Raw genomic sequence first — 18,322 nt, 5'->3', positions numbered from 1 at the left:
TTCTCGCTCCCCGCCTCTATATTACCTCAAGCCGGCGAAGAATGGTCTTTGCCCAGCGGCAGCTGCGGATATATGAGAAGATAAGCAGCAACAGCACAATCAGCCAGTAGCCGCTGAATCGTAAATAGTAAAAAGTTTTATAGAAGATTCCGCTGTCTTTGAGGGCCGCAAAGGAACTCTGTAACTGGCCCGGGGTGTACATTGCTCCAAAAAGCCCGCCGGCAAAAAACTCCCGCCAGGGTATCTGCCAGGGCAGGAGAAAAACAATAAAAACCAGCGAAAGGAAAAACGCCCGGCTGATGTGGTTTATTCCGCCGAGTCTCCCGAGCAGTGAGACTTTCAGGCTGAACAGCATCGTAAGACAGTAAAGTATCGCCGCAAATATAAGCGCAAAATTGACAAGACTGATAAGCCAGGTGAGGTGTTTGAATTCTATCTTAAAGTGAAAATTGGCAAGTTTGGATTGCGGCTTCTCTGTCGCCGTTTTGGCCGGCTCGTTCGGCGCAGCCACTTGTTCCGCAGCTTTCTTAATATCTTCCTTCTTAACATCTTCCTTCGCTTTCGCATCCTCCACAACCGGCTCTGTGATAACGGCGGCGGCAACGGCCTTATCGCAGCTTATCTCTCCTGTTGGAACATAGCCGGTATTTACAAGCCAGAAAGACGCCTGTAATAAGAGCAGGCAAAGTATTACAACTACGAACAAAAAGTTTTTCCATCCCCTGAAGACATTGATAGCTTCGAGACAATCGGTAGTGTCGATTAGATTTTTTTGCTGCTCCTGTTCAAAATCCATTTTTGTATCTCCTGACAATCCGTGTTTAATATTGCTTATAATATCGGCTGTTATTATGCTTTGCAGTAAATACAAGTGCAAGGAATTTATTTATGGCAGGAAAAACGTTCGCTTTGCTGCTTTCTATACTCTGTATGAATCCCTGTTCGGCAAAAGAAAACGAGTACTCGTTAAGCAGTCCCGACAAGAGAATCTCCGTATATTTTCGGGTATCCGATAATAAGAACGCCTGTTACCGTATTGAATTTGCCGGCAAAGCCGTTATTGGAGAGTCCAAATTAGGGTTAATCAGAGAGGACGAGGACTTTTCCAAAAACATGTCGCTGGAATCGGTATCGGATGTTGAGATCATCAAAGCCGATTACGAAATGGCGCAAGGTAAAAAACGTCATTATTCATACACAGCCAACAAAAGAATCTTTCGTTTGAAAACCGCTTCCGGTGAAAAAATCGATGTCATTTTCCAGGTCTCCGATGACAGCGTCGCTTTCAGATACCATTTCCCGGAAAAATCAGAAGCAGTCAAAAAAATCAAAGAAGAAACCACATCGTTTAATTTCCTCCCCGGCACAAAGGCGTGGATTCAGCCGATTGCGGAGGCAAAATCAGGCTGGTGCCAGACCCAACCTTCGTATGAAGAATATTACAAGCAGGGCATTGAAGCAGACAAATTACCTCGCAACGATGCGGGCTGGGTCTTCCCGGCGCTTTTTAACTGCGACAAATACTGGATGCTGATTAGTGAAACTGCGCCAGACAGAAACTACTGCGGCTGCAGGTTAAAACAAGATTCGGCAGGCAACGAATTTGTCATTGGCTTCCCTCAGTCTGCGGAAGTTTTTCCCGGCGGGCCGGTAAACCCGGAATCGAAACTGCCCTGGTACACCCCATGGCGGATTATTGTTATCGGCGACAGCTTGAAAACAATTGCAGAATCGACATTGGGAACCGACTTGGCCAATCCTACTAAAATGAAAGATATTTCATTCGTAAAGCCGGGCAGGGCTTCGTGGAGCTGGATTATGCTCAAGGATGATTCGGTAGTTTATGATGTGCAGAAAAGATTCGTTGATTTTGCCGCTGATATGGGGTGGGAATACTGTCTGATTGACGCAAACTGGGATACGCAAATCGGCTACGAAAAAATAAAAGCCCTTACTAAATACGCCAAAGGCAAAAAGGTAGGCCTTGTTTTGTGGTACAACTCAGCGGGAAACTGGAATACCGTTACATATCATCCTAAAGATAAGCTGCTGACCCACGAGACCCGCGTTAAGGAATTCAGCAAGCTGAAAGAAATGGGCATAAAGGGAATCAAAGTAGATTTCTTCGGCGGAGACGGCCAATCAGTGATGACATATTATCAGGATATTTTTGAAGATGCGGCTGACTTCGACCTGTCCGTAAATTGTCACGGAGCAACCCTGCCGAGGGGCTGGCAGAGGACTTATCCGAATTTGTTAACCTTCGAGGCGGTAAAGGGCTTCGAGTATGTAACCTTTGACCAGAATAATGCCGACCTCCAGCCCAATCATTGCTGCGTCCTGCCCTTCACGCGGAATGTTTTTGACCCGATGGATTTCACACCGGTCTGCTTCACCGAAGTGCCAAACATAAAGCGAGTGACAACCAACGGCTTCGAACTGGCCCTGTCGGTGATTTTTACTTCCGGCATACAGCACTTCGCCCAAACGCCCGAAGGTATGGCCGCCGTTCCGGATTACGTTAAAGATTTTATAAAAGAAGTCCCCTCGCGTTGGGATGATACCCGCTTCATAGATGGCTACCCAGGAAAGCTCGTTGTTATCGCACGGAAATTCAACAATAGCTGGTTCATTGCCGGTATAAACGGCGAAGATACAGAAAAAAGTATCGACCTCGACCTCACCTTTATTAAAAATTTCAAAACAGGAGTATTAATAACCGATGGCTCCAGAAATCGTTCATTCGATATGAAGAAAATTACGCTTACCACCGGCAAACCACTCAAAATTAAACTCAAAGGTAACGGCGGTTTCATTATAAAGGTTGAAAATTAGTTACCACACATTTCGCGCAGCTTTGATGGTCTTTTCGATGTCTTGTTTTGTATGGGCCAAGGAAACGAACATCGCCTCGTAAGCGCTGGGGGCAAGGTAAATACCCTGCTTTAGCATTTCCGCAAAGAATCTTTTGAATTGTTTTATATCAGTTGATTGAACATCGGTAAAATTTTTCACCGGTTTGTCCGTGAAAAAGCAGCTCATAATAGAGCCGACGCGGTCGATTGTAACAGCTACGCCGGCGTCTTTGGCGACGTCATTCAAGCCTGCCTCCAGCATTGCTGATTTGGTTTCGAGTTTATTGTAGCAGTCGCCTTTTGCGAGAATATCCAGCGTCGCGTTAGCCGCCGCGGTTGCGATTGGGTTGCCGCTAAGCGTCCCCGCCTGATAGACAGATCCAGCCGGTGCGAGCATATCCATAATATCTGCCCTGCTCCCCAAAGCCGCCAGAGGCAAGCCCCCGCCTATTATTTTGCCCAGACAGGTAATATCCGCTTTTACCCCAAAAAGCTCCTGTGCCCCGCCGAAGGCGACGCGAAAGCCGGTTATCACCTCATCGAAGACAAGCAGTGCCTTGTTGGTATTGCACAAATTCCGAAGTTCCTCAAGATAACCTTCAACCGGCGGCACCACGCCCATATTGGCAGCGACCGGCTCGACTAAAATCGCTGCGATTTTCCCCCTGTGTTTCCGAAAAGCTGTTTCGGCAGCATCAATATCATTATATGGTATCACAATGGTCTGTTTGGCGATTGACTCCGGAACGCCTGCGCTTAAAGGCCTGCCGGCCTCGGCAAGGCCTGAGCCGGCGGCGACGAGCATCGAATCGCTGTGGCCGTGATAGCAGCCTGCCATTTTGATTATCAAATCTTTTTTCGTATAACCCCTCGCCAATCGAACCGCGGTCATTACTGCCTCGGTGCCGCTGTTAAGCAGACGCACTTTTTCGATGGAATCGAAGGCGTTGGCTATCTTTTCGGCCAGCGCGGTTTCGGCCAGTGTCGGCGCACCGAAAGATGTCCCTTTTTTCGCAGCGGCCCGTATAGCCTCTATTACCTTCGGATGGGCGTGCCCGAGTATCATCGGCCCCCATGAGCCAACGTAATCGATGTATTCATTGCCGTCGATATCATAGATTTTCGAGCCTTTCGCGGCGGCAATAAAAAGCGGCTTGATATTCACACCGCCGAAGGCCCTTACCGGCGAATTGACACCTCCCGGCAGCAAACTTTCAGCCTTGGCAAATGCCCGGGCTGATTTCGCGTTTTTTTGTGATTCTTCCATTATCCGTATTGCCTCGTGCGTATTCGTGTATCGTATAGTGTGCTGCGTATATTGTAAATCCCTGGTTTTTAACAAACCGCTATTTTCCTTGCAAAACCGAGGCGGCTGAATATACTTATAGGGTTTCAGAAAAGGACACCATTTTGCGATAAACTGCATAATGGAAATCTTCTCGATATGAACCGGCAATTTTAGTACGAATTCGGAGCATAGTTATGAATTTAATCAAAAAGATTCGAAAAAATAGAAATAAAGTGATAGCTGTTGTGGTCATCGTCGTATTCGTCGGCTTTGTAGGCCAGCAATTCTTCGCCGAGCTCGGCCGAAGAAGAACAAACCGGCGCGAAACCATTGCCCACTTCGCAGACAACAGGGAAATCACAAACTACGACCTGGCTCTGGCCCGGCAGGAACTGGAAATTCTAAAACTCCTGCAGGCAGATAAACTCCTGAGAAATATAAACGTGCCGGTATTTGGCTCCATCGACTTACATGGAGTCCTGCTGGCCGAACTGCTGTTTCCCGACAGGACAGTTTCGCCTACGATAATCGCCTATATAAGACAGACGATAGTAGCAAACCGGTACAGAATCAGCGAGGCACAAATTAATGATATTTACAAACACTCGATGCCGAACGAGATATACTGGCTGCTGTTGAAGAACGAAGCGCATCTGGCCGGTATAAAAGCATCGAACGAGATTTCGGGTATGCAGCTTGTTCAAGTAATACCGCAGCTTTTCGAGGGCGCTTCATATCCCCAAATAATCGGGTCAATAACAAACCGAACAGGCGCTCCGGAAGAAGAAATACTGACAGCGTTCAGCGAATTGACGGCGATATTGACGTATGCCAGGACGATTTGCTCGAGCGAAGATATTACAACCTCACAGATAATGTGTAACGTAAGCTGGGAAGAGGAGACAATCGACGTTGAATTTGTAAAAATTGATCCCGCCTTGTTTGCCAAAAACCAGAAAGAACCTGATGAAAAGGAAATAATTGAGCAATTCGACAAATACAAAAGTTTCTTTGCCGGTGACGTAACCGACCAAAATCCTTACGGCTTTGGGTATAAGTTAGACGACAGGGTCCAGCTTGAATACATCGCCGTCAAGCTTGACGAGGTTTCAGCGATAATAACGCCTCCCACAGAGGAAGATGCGGAAGAATTTTACCAAAAACATAGAGTAGAATTCGCCGTATCGACTCCTTCGGACCCAAACGACCCGAATTCGACACCTGTCAGACGAATCAGAAGCTACGGCGAGGTGGCAGGTATCATTTCAAGAAGCCTGCTGCAAAACAAAATAAACACCGAGGCGGAAAAAATCCTCCAAGAAGCCAGGACTCTTACCGAGGCCGGCCTGCAGGCGACAGATATCGAGTTCGAGAAAATCACCGACGAGCAGCTTAGGCAAATGGCCGGCGATTATGCAGCTGCTGCCGAAAAATTAAGCGAAAAATACAAAATCAAGGTATATACGGGCAAGACTGGGCTGCTTAATGTGTCAGACCTTCTCACGGACAAATACCTTGGGATGCTGTTCCTCAAAGGCTATGGATACAATCCGTTGTCATTGACTCGGGTCGTCTTTGCAATCAACGAACTTGCAACAGGCGAGCTTGGCCCGTTTGATATACCAAAGCCGAGATTATATGAAAATATCGGACCGGCGATGGATATGCGCACACAAATAATGACGATTATGCGAGCGACAGAAGCTAAAAAGGCCTCCGAACCGGAAAGCGTAAATCAAACCATCGCCAAAGGGTCGATTAAATTCGACGAAGGCCAAACGCCGGCGGATGCAAATGTTTATTCGGTAAGAAAAGCAGTGGCCGAAGACCTAAAAAAACTTTCGGCAATGGATACCGCCAAAAACAAAGCCGAAGAGTTCCTCCGCCTGGCAGCGAAGAATGGCTGGGAGAGTGCGGTTGACAAGTTCAATAAGCTCTATGGGCAGCAGGACAAGCAAGACCTAAAAGATGCCAATGCATTCGAGCTGCAAAGCTTTACCAATCTCCAGAGGGCCTCAAGCGTGGCTCTGGAAACGGCGATTCTGCAAAGCCGGGGCAATCCAGCTAGACAGCTGTTAATCAATAAGTCTAAAAAGGAAGACCTGTTCATAAATCAGTTGTATTCGCTTGTCCCGCAGGATAGTAACACCATCGACACCCTGCCCATGGTTGTGGAATTCAAGCCGGATGTGTCCTACTACTGCTTGAAGAATATTTCGGTTAAACGCCTCAACCAGGAACAATACGATAGAGTCAAAGCATTACATGACTACAAAGAAGACTTTATTCAATCCCAGTCTCTGGCGCCGGTGCACCTTAACCCCGATAACATACTAAAGCGCCTGAAATTTAAACTGGTCGAGCAAGATAATGGACCGGTAGATTCTGATACGCCGTCGGAACCCGAAGGAGATTTTTAATGGCACGGCTTTCGAACCAAAACCGCACGCAGCTTTTGCTGATTGTCGGACTGTTGAGCTGGCTGATACCGGGCGCTGGGTATTTCGTACTCGAAGAAAAAAAACGGGCAATAATTATATTCGTTACTATCTGCTTAACTCTCTGCCTGGGATTATACGTCGGTTCTATCGGCGTAATTGACTTCAAGGGACCATCGCCGTCGTATGTTAAGGCTGCACAAATTATGAATCCGCCGATTGTTTTACTCATATCACATCGCACCGCCGGAGGAACGTATCCTGTCTACGGCTGGCCGAACGAAATCGGTCAGATATATACGATGGTCTCGGGGCTGCTTAACCTCTTGTGCATTATCAACGCCGTCTCTTTGGCCCATCTCGGAAAAATACGAACGGGAGAATAATATGTCGGCAATAGATATTTTCGTGTTAGCGACCTTTACAGCGCCGGAGCAAATCCATGCAAATCCGCAGGCTATGTTCTGGCTGCTGCCCTTATCAGCAGCGATAGCAACTGTTTACAAAGCAACGAAGCTGCCGACTATTACAACCGACAATTTCTTAAAAGAGACGGTGATTTTATTCGGATCCATCGTTGGTTTCTCTGTTATAACCGCATTGGCTTTGTTCGCCCTGGTATGGCTGATTTCCCTGTGATGCTTCGACTGTGCTCACCATCCTGAGCGGAGAGTCGAAAGATTGCCAAACCCGCAGCATGCGGATTTAGATTTCGACATCCGGCAAAGTGCCTTCAAGAACACCCAACTCGACCAGTGCATTGAAAGCGGCTTTTTGCTCCGCTTCTTTTTTGTTTGTCCCCCAGGCGCTTGGGAAATGACGCTCGTCTATAACAACTTCCGATTCGAAACATTTGTCGTGGTCAGGCCCTTTTTCATCGAGCAGTACATAATTAGGTGTGGTATTAAACTGCTGCTGGGCGTGCTGCTGAAGCAATGATTTGAAATTGCCGTGAGATTGTTTTGAATCGGTCCTGTCGATTTCCGGTGCGAAAATTCTTAAAACGAAATCATCGGCGGCGCCAAATCCGCCGTCAATATATATTGCAGCGATAACGGCCTCTAATAAGCCGGCGGCAAGAGAGCTGGTCAAAGCCCGGCTGGAGGCCATCCCTTTGCCGATTTTCAGAAACTCCTGCAGGCCAAGACGCTTCGTAATGCGGGCACACGTCCTGCGGGATACAAGCATGCTCTTTATCTTCGTCAGGTCACCTTCCATATAACCGGGGAACCGCTCGAACAAGGCGCGGCAAATGACCGCCCCTAATATGGAGTCGCCCAGAAACTCGAGCCGTTCATTGCTGAAAAGACGGTCGTCAACTGCGGAGGAATGCGAGAATGCTTTGGATAGGAGTTCTCGGTTGGAAAATTTATAACCTATTACCTGCTCGATTTGCTGGAGAGTTCCTTCGTCCATTATACTGTCCCGCTTTTGCACAAACCTTGCGAGCAGATTACGAACACCGCCGCCTTAAGTGGTTTTCGTAGCCAGCTCAACAATGATTAATCCTTGCTGTATTATGCGAAAAACCAAACTGCCTGTCAATCCCCCGTTAGTCTCCGGTTATATGACAATCTGCAAACTTGCCAGGGCAACGAACTTGTCGTCCGCAAGTTCAAAAATCCCATCAAGACCGGTTACCGTAAAAATGCCTTTGGTTGCAGGAGCAACGTTGCAGAAAATAAGCCTGTGCCCGCAATCAACCATCAGCTTGCGCAGCTTCAGCAGCTTCGAGAGGCTTGAAGAGGTCACTATATCGACCTCGGAAAAATCAACTACCACATCACAGTCGCCTCTGTCTCGCGCCATTTCAGTAACGGTCTTAAGCTCTTCGCCCATACCCGGTTCCTGGGGCAAATCCACCAGAATAATGTCCTCCGACCAGTTTTGTATCCCCATTTTAACACTCCTTTTTTTAAGAACTCAACACAGTTTTCACAACTTCCAATAACTGTATCGGCACAAGTTCAAACCAGGTTAAGTAGAAATCAAGCCCGCTTTGCGGTATCGCCCTATAAAAACAGCGGTTTTGCCTCCTGAAGCCTGTCTTTGATGCAAACTATCAGTAAAAGGCAAAAATTTTTATCTGACGGCCATTTTTCCCCAGTAAAAACCACGTAATGTAATGCTCATCGCCTGCGGTGGTTTTGTCTTAACTAATATCCCCCACCCGCTTTTTGGGCCTGGCTTGGGCTGGTTAAGTAAAAAGGCTTACCTTTAGATTCCCTGCGATCCGCAGGTTCGGCTCTTGTGACGGCATGCAAAACTCTTACCGCCATGCCGCTTTTTGCACTAACGATGAAGAGGCCGTCGTCTGCCGTCCTTACAAGTGCTGCACCGTCACCTATATTCGAAGGTATGGCAATACCGAAATCGGTTTTGTCCGCACTGCCGGCTCCTACCACTGCGGTAGCTACAACTCCAATCGCAATCCCTATCACAAGTGTCTTAACATCAAGTTTTAGTTCCATTTTATTTCCCTTTCAAATTAATGGATTAATCAGCTTTACACCCTCATCTTTACCTATTTCCCCAATTTCCGCAAGGGTTTTTGCCTCGCCAGAACGTTTTCGTTGAGCTAACTTAAAAACCTCAGTTCGAGAGAGAGAGTAACCCTCAAAAAATGGGGCGGGCTGGCAATGCTCGTATTAAACAACTGGAACATAAAAACAACTCGCGACTTCGGCGAAATTGTCTATCTGATGATAAAGCACGGCTGGATGAGCGCCCAGCCGACTGATTCTATCGACGATTTCAACGACGTTTACGACTTCAAAACCGCCTTCACGCCTAAGGCGGATTCTCCCGCCTGATTTCCGCCTTTTCTGTACCCGTAATACTACTGGATTTGGGCTTATAAGGCACCGTTTCGTCTTTTTCCCCTCGGCCTCGGTGCGGTAATGTTGAGAAGAAAACGCTGAAATAACTGCCTCATATTTTCGTTGCTTTTCAGCCAGCGAAATGTATAATAGTGTCGGCTTTTGCAGTGGTTTATAGCAAGAGCGGAAGAGAAGAGGTAGGAAGATGAGGATAAGCAATTCTTCGAGTTTCCATAAGTTTCACTGTGGTATTTCTGCGCAGCAGGTGCGATAAAAATATTAACAACTTTTGGAAGGAGGAGAAGAAAATGAAAAAACAAGTATTTGCATTAGCGATGCTGGCAATGGTTCTGGTGCTGGCCCCGACACAGGCACAGGCGTGGAGCTATAACATAGAGGAGTTTACCGTCAATACGTGGGGTGATGCAGACTCATCCACTGTTTCCAATAACGGCAACTATGTCGTCTGGAGAAATATGGGGGGCATTCCCAGGCTTCAAGGCTATGACCTGTCATCCAGAGAAGAATTTGTCATCTCTCGAAACGACGTATACTCGGACTCGATAAATCTTTCGCCGGATAGTAACTACGTCGTCTGGAAGGATATGTCCGCAACTTACCAACTCTATGGCTATGACCTGTCAGCCAGAGGTGGGTTTATAATCTGTCCAAATGATGTGGACACGATGAGTATTGCCATTAGCGGCAACTATGTCGTCTGGGAAAATATATCCCCACCTGACGCTGGTCTCCATGGCTATAACCTGTTAACAAAAGAAGGGTTTATCGTCTGTCCAAATAATGTGGAACCACAGAGTGTTTCCAATAACGGCAGCTATGTCGTCTGGAAAAAAATGCCCCTTGACAATAAATTTTATGGCTATGACCTGTCATCCAGAGAAGAATTTGTCATCTCTCAAAACGACTTATACTCGGACTCGATAAATCTTTCGCCGGATAGTAACTACGTCGTCTGGAAGGATATGTCCGCCACTTCCCAACTCCATGGCTATGACCTGTCAGCCAGAGGTGAGTTTATAATCTGTCCAAATGATGTGGACACGATGAGTATTGCCATTAGCGGCAACTATGTTGTCTGGAAGGATTACAGCGAAGACCTTCATGGTTATAACCTGTTGACGAGAGAAGGGTTTAGCATCCCTACATATGGATATGGTGTAGGCCCGGCAACTATTTCCAATAACAGCAGCTATGTCGTCTGGGGAGAGATGGTTGGACTCTGGGGTTATGACCTGTCAATGGGAGAAGGGTTTGATATTCCTCCCGGCTGTACGCCCGTAAAAGCACATCTTTCGCCAAACAGTAACTATGTCGTCTTTGAAGATTCGCCGTGTGGTGGCTTTTGTGGGTATGACCTGGCTACCAGAGATGGTTTTATAGTTTCTCCGAATGACGTGGACACGATGAGTATTGCCATTAGCGGCAATTATGTCGTCTGGAAAGATATGATGAATAGGGTACTCTATGGTGCGAGTATTTACAGCATAATTAATGACGAGTGCCTCGATGCCGTTGAAGTCGTAGATGACACGCCTTACAACGGTTCCACCACAGGAGCGACAGGCACCGATGTAAGCAGTTGTGCGGATAATGACACCATTGATACGTGGCATTTCTATAAGCCAAATGCCGGCGGCCAGGTTACAATTACAACCGACGGCAGCAATTTTGATACCACGCTGGCTGTTTATAGCACCTGCGGCGGTACAGAGCTTGCCTGCAACGATGACTACTGCTCTGACAACCTGCAATCTAAAGTTGTTACCAGTGTGGTCAAGGGCAAAACGTATTTTATCCGTGTGGCTGGATTCAATGGCGATACTGGTGATTATCAACTGCTTGTCACCAGAGGCGAGTGCACCGAGCCGATAAAAGGCGACTTGAATGACGATTGCAAGGTGAATATGCTGGACTTTGCGATTATGGCTTTCCACTGGTTTGATTGTAACCTTGACCCACCAGAAGCCTGCTTAGAATAAATCAGACACGTTTTTACTGCTCGGCCTCGGTGCGGTGTTTTTAAAAAAACGCACAAAATAATAAGCATTTATTCTCTAACTCCTAACGGCCTGCGAATAACTTGTCTCCGCGACAAGCAGAGTTATTTTTCAATCAAAATCGCAGATAGATGTTTGCTCAATTCTGAAAATTCATAAATTTTTTTACTTCTTTAATTGCAACGACTTAGCCAAAACATCACCGTCGAAATGGGCACAATTTTCGCATCAATCGCGCAAGTCCCTCCAATTACGAGGGGATGTATTCCCCTCGCCCCCGTCGTTTTACTTCGCCAAAGCGAAGTAGCGGGGGTAGAAAGGCAGTTTCTCTATAAAGGAATTACTAATGAGTGGTTAATAATAACCAATTAATGTTGTTTACAATTTACTTTTCTTTTTTTTCTCTGTGGCTGAAATTTCGGCAACGGAGATTGTCTATTTATAGGGGAAAAATCAATCAAAACATATTAATTATGCAAAACAAACCCAATTTTCAAAACCCCAAAAATGCTTGTAACTTTAGTAACAGCAATGACTAATAACAATGAACAACGAACTATGAACTACTTAAAACAAACCCAAACAAAGCCAATTTTAAAACAGGTGACTTACTCAAAATTTCCGCCTGTTTGCCCGGATAATACCCGTGAACTCGCCAATCACATCCCAGTAACTATCGCCTGCTACCCAAAACAAATCATTATGTCCCGCCCCATCGACCCAGAATTTAAGTTTTGGCTCATTTGCCGTTTCGAAAAGTCTTTCCCCGTGCCAGAATGGAACCACCTCGTCATCTCTGCCGTGAATTATAAGGATAGGGCACTGCACTTCTTTAATCTTGTCGATATTCCTGAATTTGTCGAAAGGAAGAAGTGGAACGTGCGTTACCACGCGAAACGCCGAAACAAACGAGCTTTCAAGTATCAACCCTGCCAATTTCTCCCTGCAGGCAAGGTGCATCGCAATCGCTCCGCCCAGCGACCTGCCCAGTGCAATAATTCGGTCAGGGGGACATCCAAGTTTGCCAACCAGATACTCATAAACTGTTTCGACATCTTCATAGGCGTTTTTTCCCGAAGCCCTGCCGCCGCTCGTGCCGTAACCGCGGTAGTCATAAGCAAGCACAGAAAAGTCCTTGTCCCGAAACGCCTCCAAAACTCCGCGGATGTCCCCGATATCCTCCGAGTTGCCGTGACTATAGAGTATGGTGAATTCCGAGTTCGGCGCAGCGAGATAAAGCGCGGAGATTTCCGCCCCGTCTTTGGTTTTAATCTTGAGAATTTCAGGTCCGTCTCCATAACTCGATGGCTGGCTTTGCCCCCAGAAAATCATCCGGTCGGAAAAGAAGTATACAAAAAGCAGCAGGCAGGCACATACAAAAACGACCGACCGAACCAGTCTTTTTATTGTGAAATCGCCTACCAGTATCTTTTTTATCCTGCGCTTATCCATAAAGAAGCCCTTAGGGCTGCCATTATACACTCCGTCCCGCCCGCTTCGCCAGCGAGACGAGCGAAAATAAAAAAAGAGAAAAATTTTTGTTGCAGATTAAAACACAAATGGACATAATGCAGGGCTTAAGTACGAAAGACGAAGGACGAAAGACGTAAATGGGACCTATATTAAATGCCCTTATAAAACTTCAGAGTGTTGAAAATCAGCTGCGGGCGGCAAAAGCAAAGCTTGCAAGATGCAGAAGAAACGTAATCATTGCGGAAAACCAGGTCAGAAGTCTTCAAAACGCATACGAGGCCAAAAAAGAAGAGGTTCAATTAACCAAGGTACAGTCTGACCGCCTCGAACTGGAGCTGAAAACCAGAGAAGAAGAGGTCGCCAAATTAAGGGCCCACCTTAACGCCGCAAAAACAAACAAGGAATACGCCGCGGTTCTGACTCAGCTTAACACAACCAAGGCCGACAACTCCAAAATTGAAGCCCAAGTTCTTGAACTGCTGAAAGACATTGAAGCAGACGAAGCCGAACGCCAAAATATACAGAACCAGATAGATGAACGTAAACAGGCGCTCGAGCAGACCCGAAAAGACGCTGAACAGATGGCGGCTAAATACGAGGCCGAAATCGAAGAAATCCAGGCTGAATGGGACAAGAAAATGCAAGATATACCTGCCGAACCGCTGCAGGTTTTCAATCGCGTCGCAGAAACATACGACGGCGAAGCATTGGCGGTGGTTGATAAACAGGAGAACAAAACAGATGCCTATAGCTGCGGCGGCTGCTTTATGGGTATCACCGCTGAGTCCGTCAACCTGCTCCTCTCCAAGGACGAAATAATCCGCTGCCCAAGCTGCACGAGGATACTCGTACTTAGCGATTCGCATGATAGTTAAATGGTAACCGGTAATTACCAATTACCAATTACCAGTCACCGGTTTTAAGGAGTGAATAATTGCCGAAGCAAATAGAGCAAATCACCGTTTACACAGACGGCGGCAGCAGAGGCAACCCAGGCCCGGCCGCTGCCGGCTTCATATTGGCCGACCTTAATGGAAACCAAATACAATCCAAAGCTTTATTTCTCGGCCAGACCACAAACAACGTGGCCGAATACACTGCCCTTGTAAAAGCGCTCGAAGCCGCAAAGCAACTCGGCGCAAAACGGCTGACGATTTTCAGTGACAGCGAACTGCTCGTAAAACAGATTAACGGCCAATACAAGGTAAAAAGCGAGCAACTCAGACCGCTTTTCCGGCAAGCCGTAGATTTAATTAACGAATTCGAGGGCTGCAAAGTCAAACACATCACCAGAAACAAAAACCAGCAGGCCGATGACCTCGTTAACCAGGCATTAAACCTCGAACAGGATATCGAAGACGAACCCGGCGACCAGCAAAAATCGACTGTAAAAAACAAAAAGCCGATTCGGCTCGGTGTTCTGATTAGCGGCGGCGGAACAACATTAATGAATATTCTCGAATATATAAATAAAGGCCTACTGAACGTTGAAGTCGCCGTCGTAATAAGTTCGCTATCGAAAGCGGCCGGCGTCGAAAAAGCAAAAGCCGCCGGACTAAACGTAAAAATCATTCGCAAAAAAGACTATCCGGACATCGACGAATTCAGCAAACACCTCGAAGGTGAGCTTGTTGCCGCAAACGTTGACCTCGTCGTCCAGGGCGGCTGGCTGTGCCTGTGGAAAATACCGCCCCGATACGAAAGCCGCGTAATGAACATACACCCGGCCCTGCTGCCGAGCTTCGGCGGAGAAGGCATGTGGGGACATCATGTCCACGAGGCCGTCCTCGCGGCAGGGTGCAAAATCAGCGGCTGCACCGTGCATTTTTGCACGAATGAGTACGACAAAGGACCAATAATCCTCCAGCAGAGCTGCCCGGTCAAAAATGACGACAGCCCCGAAACGCTTGCCGCAAGGGTCTTTGAGCAGGAATGCGTCGCATATCCGCAGGCCATAAAACTGTTCGCAGAAGATAAGCTGCTCGTTCAAAACGGCAGGGTAAAAATAAAATCATGAAGCATTAATCATCAACCGTACCCCAGCCGAAATACAAGATATGAACAGACGGCAAAAAGCCATATTAACAAACACCGCAACTGTAATGGTTGTTACAGCCGTTGCCGTCACAGCAATGATTAACCTTAAAAACTGGGTAAACCGTTCAGAGTCAATGCGGGCAATGGAGCATCTCAGCCGAATAGTCCTGCAGCACCGTGAAAAATACGGCTCTGTCCCTCCTGAATCTTATATCGATAGAATCAAAGAAGAATTGGAAGGGAACGTCAGGCTCGGCAAATTGATTTACAGGGCTCAATGGATAAATTACGAGTCAAAGCCGGATGATATTCTGGCTTACACCGAAAACTACCACAGTTCATGGCTGTTAGGCAAAAAATATCTTATCCTTCGTCTTGACGGCCGCGTGGAGTGGATAGCTAAACAAAAGCTCGAGTCCCTGTTAGCTAAACAGCAAAGCTCTCAAGAACTTGAAATGCTGCACAAAAAGTTGAAGCAAGCTTCACCCCCGTCTTCTAATCCTTTTTTCGGTCCGTAGATATCTTTTCCAGTCGTAAAACGCTGCTCAAAATCAGCTTCCGTCCCCACTATTCTGTTGTGCGACCGGCTGTTCGCTCTCCTCAGCATCATCTGTCTTCAAACCGTCAAACTTCAAGTGCTCTTCGTCCTGCACGTCAATCTTTATCAGCTTCTCTCGCTTGAATCGTCCCTGTAGCAAACTCTCCGAGAGCGGATCCTCTATGTAGTGCTCAATCGCTCTTCGCAGCGGCCTTGCGCCAAATTCCGGATTGTAACCTTTGTCAATAAGAAATTCCTTTGCCTGCTCTGTGAGCTCCAGTTTCAAGCCGTGCTCAATCAGCCGCTTGAACACCTTTACAAGCTCGAATTCTACGATAGTCTGCAGGTTCTCCCTGGACAGCGGCTTGAGCACTATCACATCATCGAGTCTGTTCAGAAACTCAGGTCTGAAATGCCGCTCGACCTCTTTATGCAGCATGTCTTTCATTTTCTCGTAGTTGGCCTCAGGGGTTTTCTTCCCGAAGCCGAAACCGGAGCTGTTCTTAATCAGGTCGGCGCCGATATTGCTGGTCATAATCAGCACGATATTCTTAAAATCAACGTGCCGGCCGAAACTGTCTGTCAACCTGCCCTCGTCCATAATTTGCAGCAGTATATTATAAACGTCCGGATGCGCCTTTTCGATTTCATCCAACAGCAGGACGGCATAAGGTCTGCGTCTGATTCTTTCGGTTAACTGTCCGCCTTCTTCGTATCCGACATATCCCGGAGGAGCCCCGACTAATCTGCTGACGTTGTGCTTCTCCATAAATTCGGACATATCGATTTGGATGAGCGCGTTTTCATCGCCGAACATAAACTCAGCGAGCGATTTGGCAAGCAGAGTTTTCCCGACGCCGCTCGGTCCGAGGAAGATGAAAGAGCCCATCGGTCGATTCGGATCTTTTATTCCGCTTCTGGCACGTCTTACAGCTTTAGCAATAGCGTTAATGGCCTCGTCCTGCGAAACCACCCGCTTATGCAGCTCGATTTCGAGTTCCAAAAGCCGTTGGGTTTCCTTCTTTTCCAGTCTCGTCAAAGGAACACCTGTCATCTTGCTTACGACCTCTGCAATAATCTCGGTGTCAACTACACCGGTAGTTTCTTTGTTCTCTTCGTACCATTTTTTATGCAGGGCTGTCTTCTCGCTCAAAAGCTGCTGGGCCTCATCCCTCAATGCAGCCGCCCGTTCATAGTCGGCGCTTTTGACTGCTTCATCTTTTTCCCTCTGCAGCTTGACAATCTTTTCTTCTATTTCCGTCAAATCCGGCGGCACAGCCATATTCTTCAGTCTCACTCGAGCGCCGGCCTCATCGACCACGTCTATGGCCTTATCCGGCAGACACCGGCCGGTTATATATCTGGTCGACAGTTCGACAGCCTGATACAGAGACTCATCGCTGAATCGCACTCTATGGTGCGCTTCGTATCTGTCCTGCAGTCCCCGCAGTATTTCTAACGTTTCATCTTTTGTCGGCGGCTCGACAATTATCGTTTGGAAACGTCTCTCCAAGGCGCCGTCTTTTTCGATATGTTTTCTATACTCATCCAGAGTAGTGGCCCCGATACATTGCACCTCGCCGCGAGCCAAGGCAGGCTTGAGGACATTAGCCGCATCAATAGCCCCCTCAGCGCCGCCCGCACCTACGAGCGTATGCAGCTCATCGATAAAGAGCACTACATTTTTAGCCCTGACCACCTCGGTAATGACCGCCTTAATTCTCTCCTCGAATTGGCCCCTGTATTTCGTACCCGCGACCATCATGGCCAAATCGAGCACAACTATACGTTTGTCTTTGAGAATTTCCGGGACTTGCTTATTAATAATCTGCTGGCTGAGTCCCTCGACGATGGCAGTCTTACCGACGCCTGCTTCACCGAGCAGAACGGGATTGTTTTTCGTTCTCCTGCAGAGAATCTGTATAAGCCGCTCGATTTCATCTTTCCTGCCGATAACCGGGTCGAGCTCATCGTTGGTTGCCAATTCGGTCAGGTCTCTGCCGAAAGAATCGAGCGCCGGGGTTTTGCTCTTTGGCTTACGGCCGATAGCCGGCCCGAGCTTCATATCGAGGGCCGCAGGCCCGCTGTCTGTGCTGGCGCCGAGTAAATTCAGGATTTCCTGGCGAACTTCTTCGAGTTTCAAACCGAGCCCGACAAGAACCTGAGCGGCAATACCTTCGCTCTCTCTCAGCAGCCCAAGCAAAATATGCTCAGTGCCGACATAATTATGGTTCAGTGCTCTGGCCTCTTCAATGGCATACTCAATAACCTTCTTTGCGCGCGGACTCTGGGGAAGCTTGCCCATGGTGACCATATCAGGACCGCTTTTGACGTGCTTTTCCACCTCCAGCCGAAGTTTCTTTATATCGACATCAAAGTTCTTAAGGACGGTAGCGCCGACTCCGCTGCCTTCTTTAACCAGTCCCAGCAGAATATGTTCTGTGCCTATAACGTCGTGATTAAACCGCTGAGCTTCCTGATTAGCCAGGGCCATAACCTTGCGTGCACGGTCTGTAAAACGCTCAAACATCTTTAGTTACCTCAAAAACTTTTAGTTTCCCGCAAAACGTTTACTATACTATACCTCAACCCGCCTGTCAAACCGCCGAAAAACAATCTCGTTCTGACGGCCGCGAGCATCTCTACTTTATATGTTCCAAACCAGATTGATGTTCGTTTACCGGACTATCGTTTTACTTCAACACCAATTTTATCGACAAAAATGCAGGCAGACTTTCCTTTTGGTTGCCTAAAAACCCCTTTAGGCGCAAAAAAATCCGCATAATAATATTTTGGCAAAATAGAACTGATATACGGGCTTTTACCCGGGATTCACCCGAACCCCCGTATTTAGTG

Annotated in this window: 15 protein-coding genes and 1 pseudogene; 9 read left to right on the top strand and 7 right to left on the bottom strand. The window is 47.3% G+C overall.

Annotation, left to right across the window (positions count from 1 at the left end):
* Nucleotides 1-16: 16 nt before the first annotated feature.
* The gene (locus PHG53_01150) at nt 17-796 is read right to left on the bottom strand and encodes a hypothetical protein (protein MDD5380233.1); all 780 of its coding nucleotides are present in this window, start codon (nt 794-796) and stop codon (nt 17-19) included.
* Between the two features lie 92 nt (nt 797-888).
* On the opposite strand from PHG53_01150, the gene PHG53_01145 reads away from it, so the two are divergent.
* The gene (locus PHG53_01145; GenBank protein MDD5380232.1) at nt 889-2,835 is read left to right on the top strand and encodes a glycoside hydrolase family 97 catalytic domain-containing protein; all 1,947 of its coding nucleotides are present in this window, start codon (nt 889-891) and stop codon (nt 2,833-2,835) included.
* Here PHG53_01145 and hemL read toward each other — a convergent pair whose 3' ends face one another.
* Entirely contained in the window at nt 2,836-4,122 is a 1,287-nt protein-coding gene (gene hemL, locus PHG53_01140) for a glutamate-1-semialdehyde 2,1-aminomutase (GenBank protein MDD5380231.1), read from the bottom strand. It lies immediately after the preceding gene.
* A gap of 215 nt (nt 4,123-4,337) precedes the next feature.
* Here hemL and PHG53_01135 point away from each other — a divergent pair, with 215 nt between their 5' ends.
* The 3 genes from PHG53_01135 to PHG53_01125 are packed head-to-tail and all read left to right on the top strand — an operon-like array spanning nt 4,338 to nt 7,220.
* Nucleotides 4,338-6,563: a hypothetical protein gene (locus PHG53_01135; GenBank protein ID MDD5380230.1), complete on the top strand. Its 2,226-nt coding sequence runs from the start codon at nt 4,338-4,340 to the stop codon at nt 6,561-6,563.
* Nucleotides 6,563-6,967, top strand: a complete 405-nt coding sequence (locus PHG53_01130; GenBank protein ID MDD5380229.1) for a hypothetical protein — start codon at nt 6,563-6,565, stop codon at nt 6,965-6,967. The genes PHG53_01135 and PHG53_01130 overlap by 1 nt, the downstream gene beginning before the upstream one ends.
* Before the next feature lies 1 nt (nt 6,968).
* Complete coding sequence (locus PHG53_01125; protein ID MDD5380228.1) at nt 6,969-7,220, top strand: hypothetical protein; 252 nt, start codon at nt 6,969-6,971, stop codon at nt 7,218-7,220.
* Between the two features lie 66 nt (nt 7,221-7,286).
* Here PHG53_01125 and rnc read toward each other — a convergent pair whose 3' ends face one another.
* From rnc to PHG53_01110, 3 genes are all read right to left on the bottom strand, one after another.
* A complete protein-coding gene (gene rnc, locus PHG53_01120) occupies nt 7,287-7,997 on the bottom strand; it encodes a ribonuclease III (GenBank protein ID MDD5380227.1) in 711 nt (236 codons plus the stop codon).
* Between the two features lie 147 nt (nt 7,998-8,144).
* The gene (locus PHG53_01115) at nt 8,145-8,480 is read right to left on the bottom strand and encodes an STAS domain-containing protein (protein ID MDD5380226.1); all 336 of its coding nucleotides are present in this window, start codon (nt 8,478-8,480) and stop codon (nt 8,145-8,147) included.
* A gap of 257 nt (nt 8,481-8,737) precedes the next feature.
* Nucleotides 8,738-9,052, bottom strand: a complete 315-nt coding sequence (locus PHG53_01110; GenBank protein ID MDD5380225.1) for a hypothetical protein — start codon at nt 9,050-9,052, stop codon at nt 8,738-8,740.
* Nucleotides 9,053-9,202: 150 nt separating this feature from the next.
* Here PHG53_01110 and PHG53_01105 point away from each other — a divergent pair.
* A pseudogene (locus tag PHG53_01105) lies at nt 9,203-9,394 on the top strand (hypothetical protein).
* A gap of 314 nt (nt 9,395-9,708) precedes the next feature.
* Nucleotides 9,709-11,400 (top strand): hypothetical protein, encoded by a 1,692-nt coding sequence (locus PHG53_01100; GenBank protein ID MDD5380224.1) that lies wholly within the window; start codon nt 9,709-9,711, stop codon nt 11,398-11,400.
* Between the two features lie 630 nt (nt 11,401-12,030).
* On the opposite strand, the gene PHG53_01095 is transcribed toward PHG53_01100, so the two are convergent.
* Nucleotides 12,031-12,870: an alpha/beta hydrolase gene (locus PHG53_01095; protein MDD5380223.1), complete on the bottom strand. Its 840-nt coding sequence runs from the start codon at nt 12,868-12,870 to the stop codon at nt 12,031-12,033.
* Nucleotides 12,871-13,028: 158 nt separating this feature from the next.
* On the opposite strand from PHG53_01095, the gene PHG53_01090 reads away from it, so the two are divergent.
* Genes PHG53_01090 through PHG53_01080 form a run of 3 tightly spaced genes read left to right on the top strand, consistent with a single transcriptional unit; the run spans nt 13,029 to nt 15,446 of the window.
* Nucleotides 13,029-13,766, top strand: a complete 738-nt coding sequence (locus tag PHG53_01090; protein ID MDD5380222.1) for a C4-type zinc ribbon domain-containing protein — start codon at nt 13,029-13,031, stop codon at nt 13,764-13,766.
* Between the two features lie 59 nt (nt 13,767-13,825).
* On the top strand, nt 13,826-14,908 hold the full coding sequence (gene purN / locus PHG53_01085; protein ID MDD5380221.1) for a phosphoribosylglycinamide formyltransferase: 1,083 nt from the start codon (nt 13,826-13,828) through the stop codon (nt 14,906-14,908).
* Nucleotides 14,909-14,948: 40 nt separating this feature from the next.
* Nucleotides 14,949-15,446 (top strand): hypothetical protein, encoded by a 498-nt coding sequence (locus PHG53_01080; protein ID MDD5380220.1) that lies wholly within the window; start codon nt 14,949-14,951, stop codon nt 15,444-15,446.
* 33 nt (nt 15,447-15,479) lie between these two features.
* Here PHG53_01080 and PHG53_01075 read toward each other — a convergent pair whose 3' ends face one another.
* On the bottom strand, nt 15,480-17,996 hold the full coding sequence (locus PHG53_01075) for an ATP-dependent Clp protease ATP-binding subunit (GenBank protein ID MDD5380219.1): 2,517 nt from the start codon (nt 17,994-17,996) through the stop codon (nt 15,480-15,482).
* Nucleotides 17,997-18,322: the final 326 nt, after the last annotated feature.

The organism is Phycisphaerae bacterium (assembly GCA_028714855.1).
GTDB lineage: Bacteria > Planctomycetota > Phycisphaerae > Sedimentisphaerales > Anaerobacaceae > CAIYOL01.
This window is presented reverse-complemented; position numbering and strand designations above follow the sequence as displayed.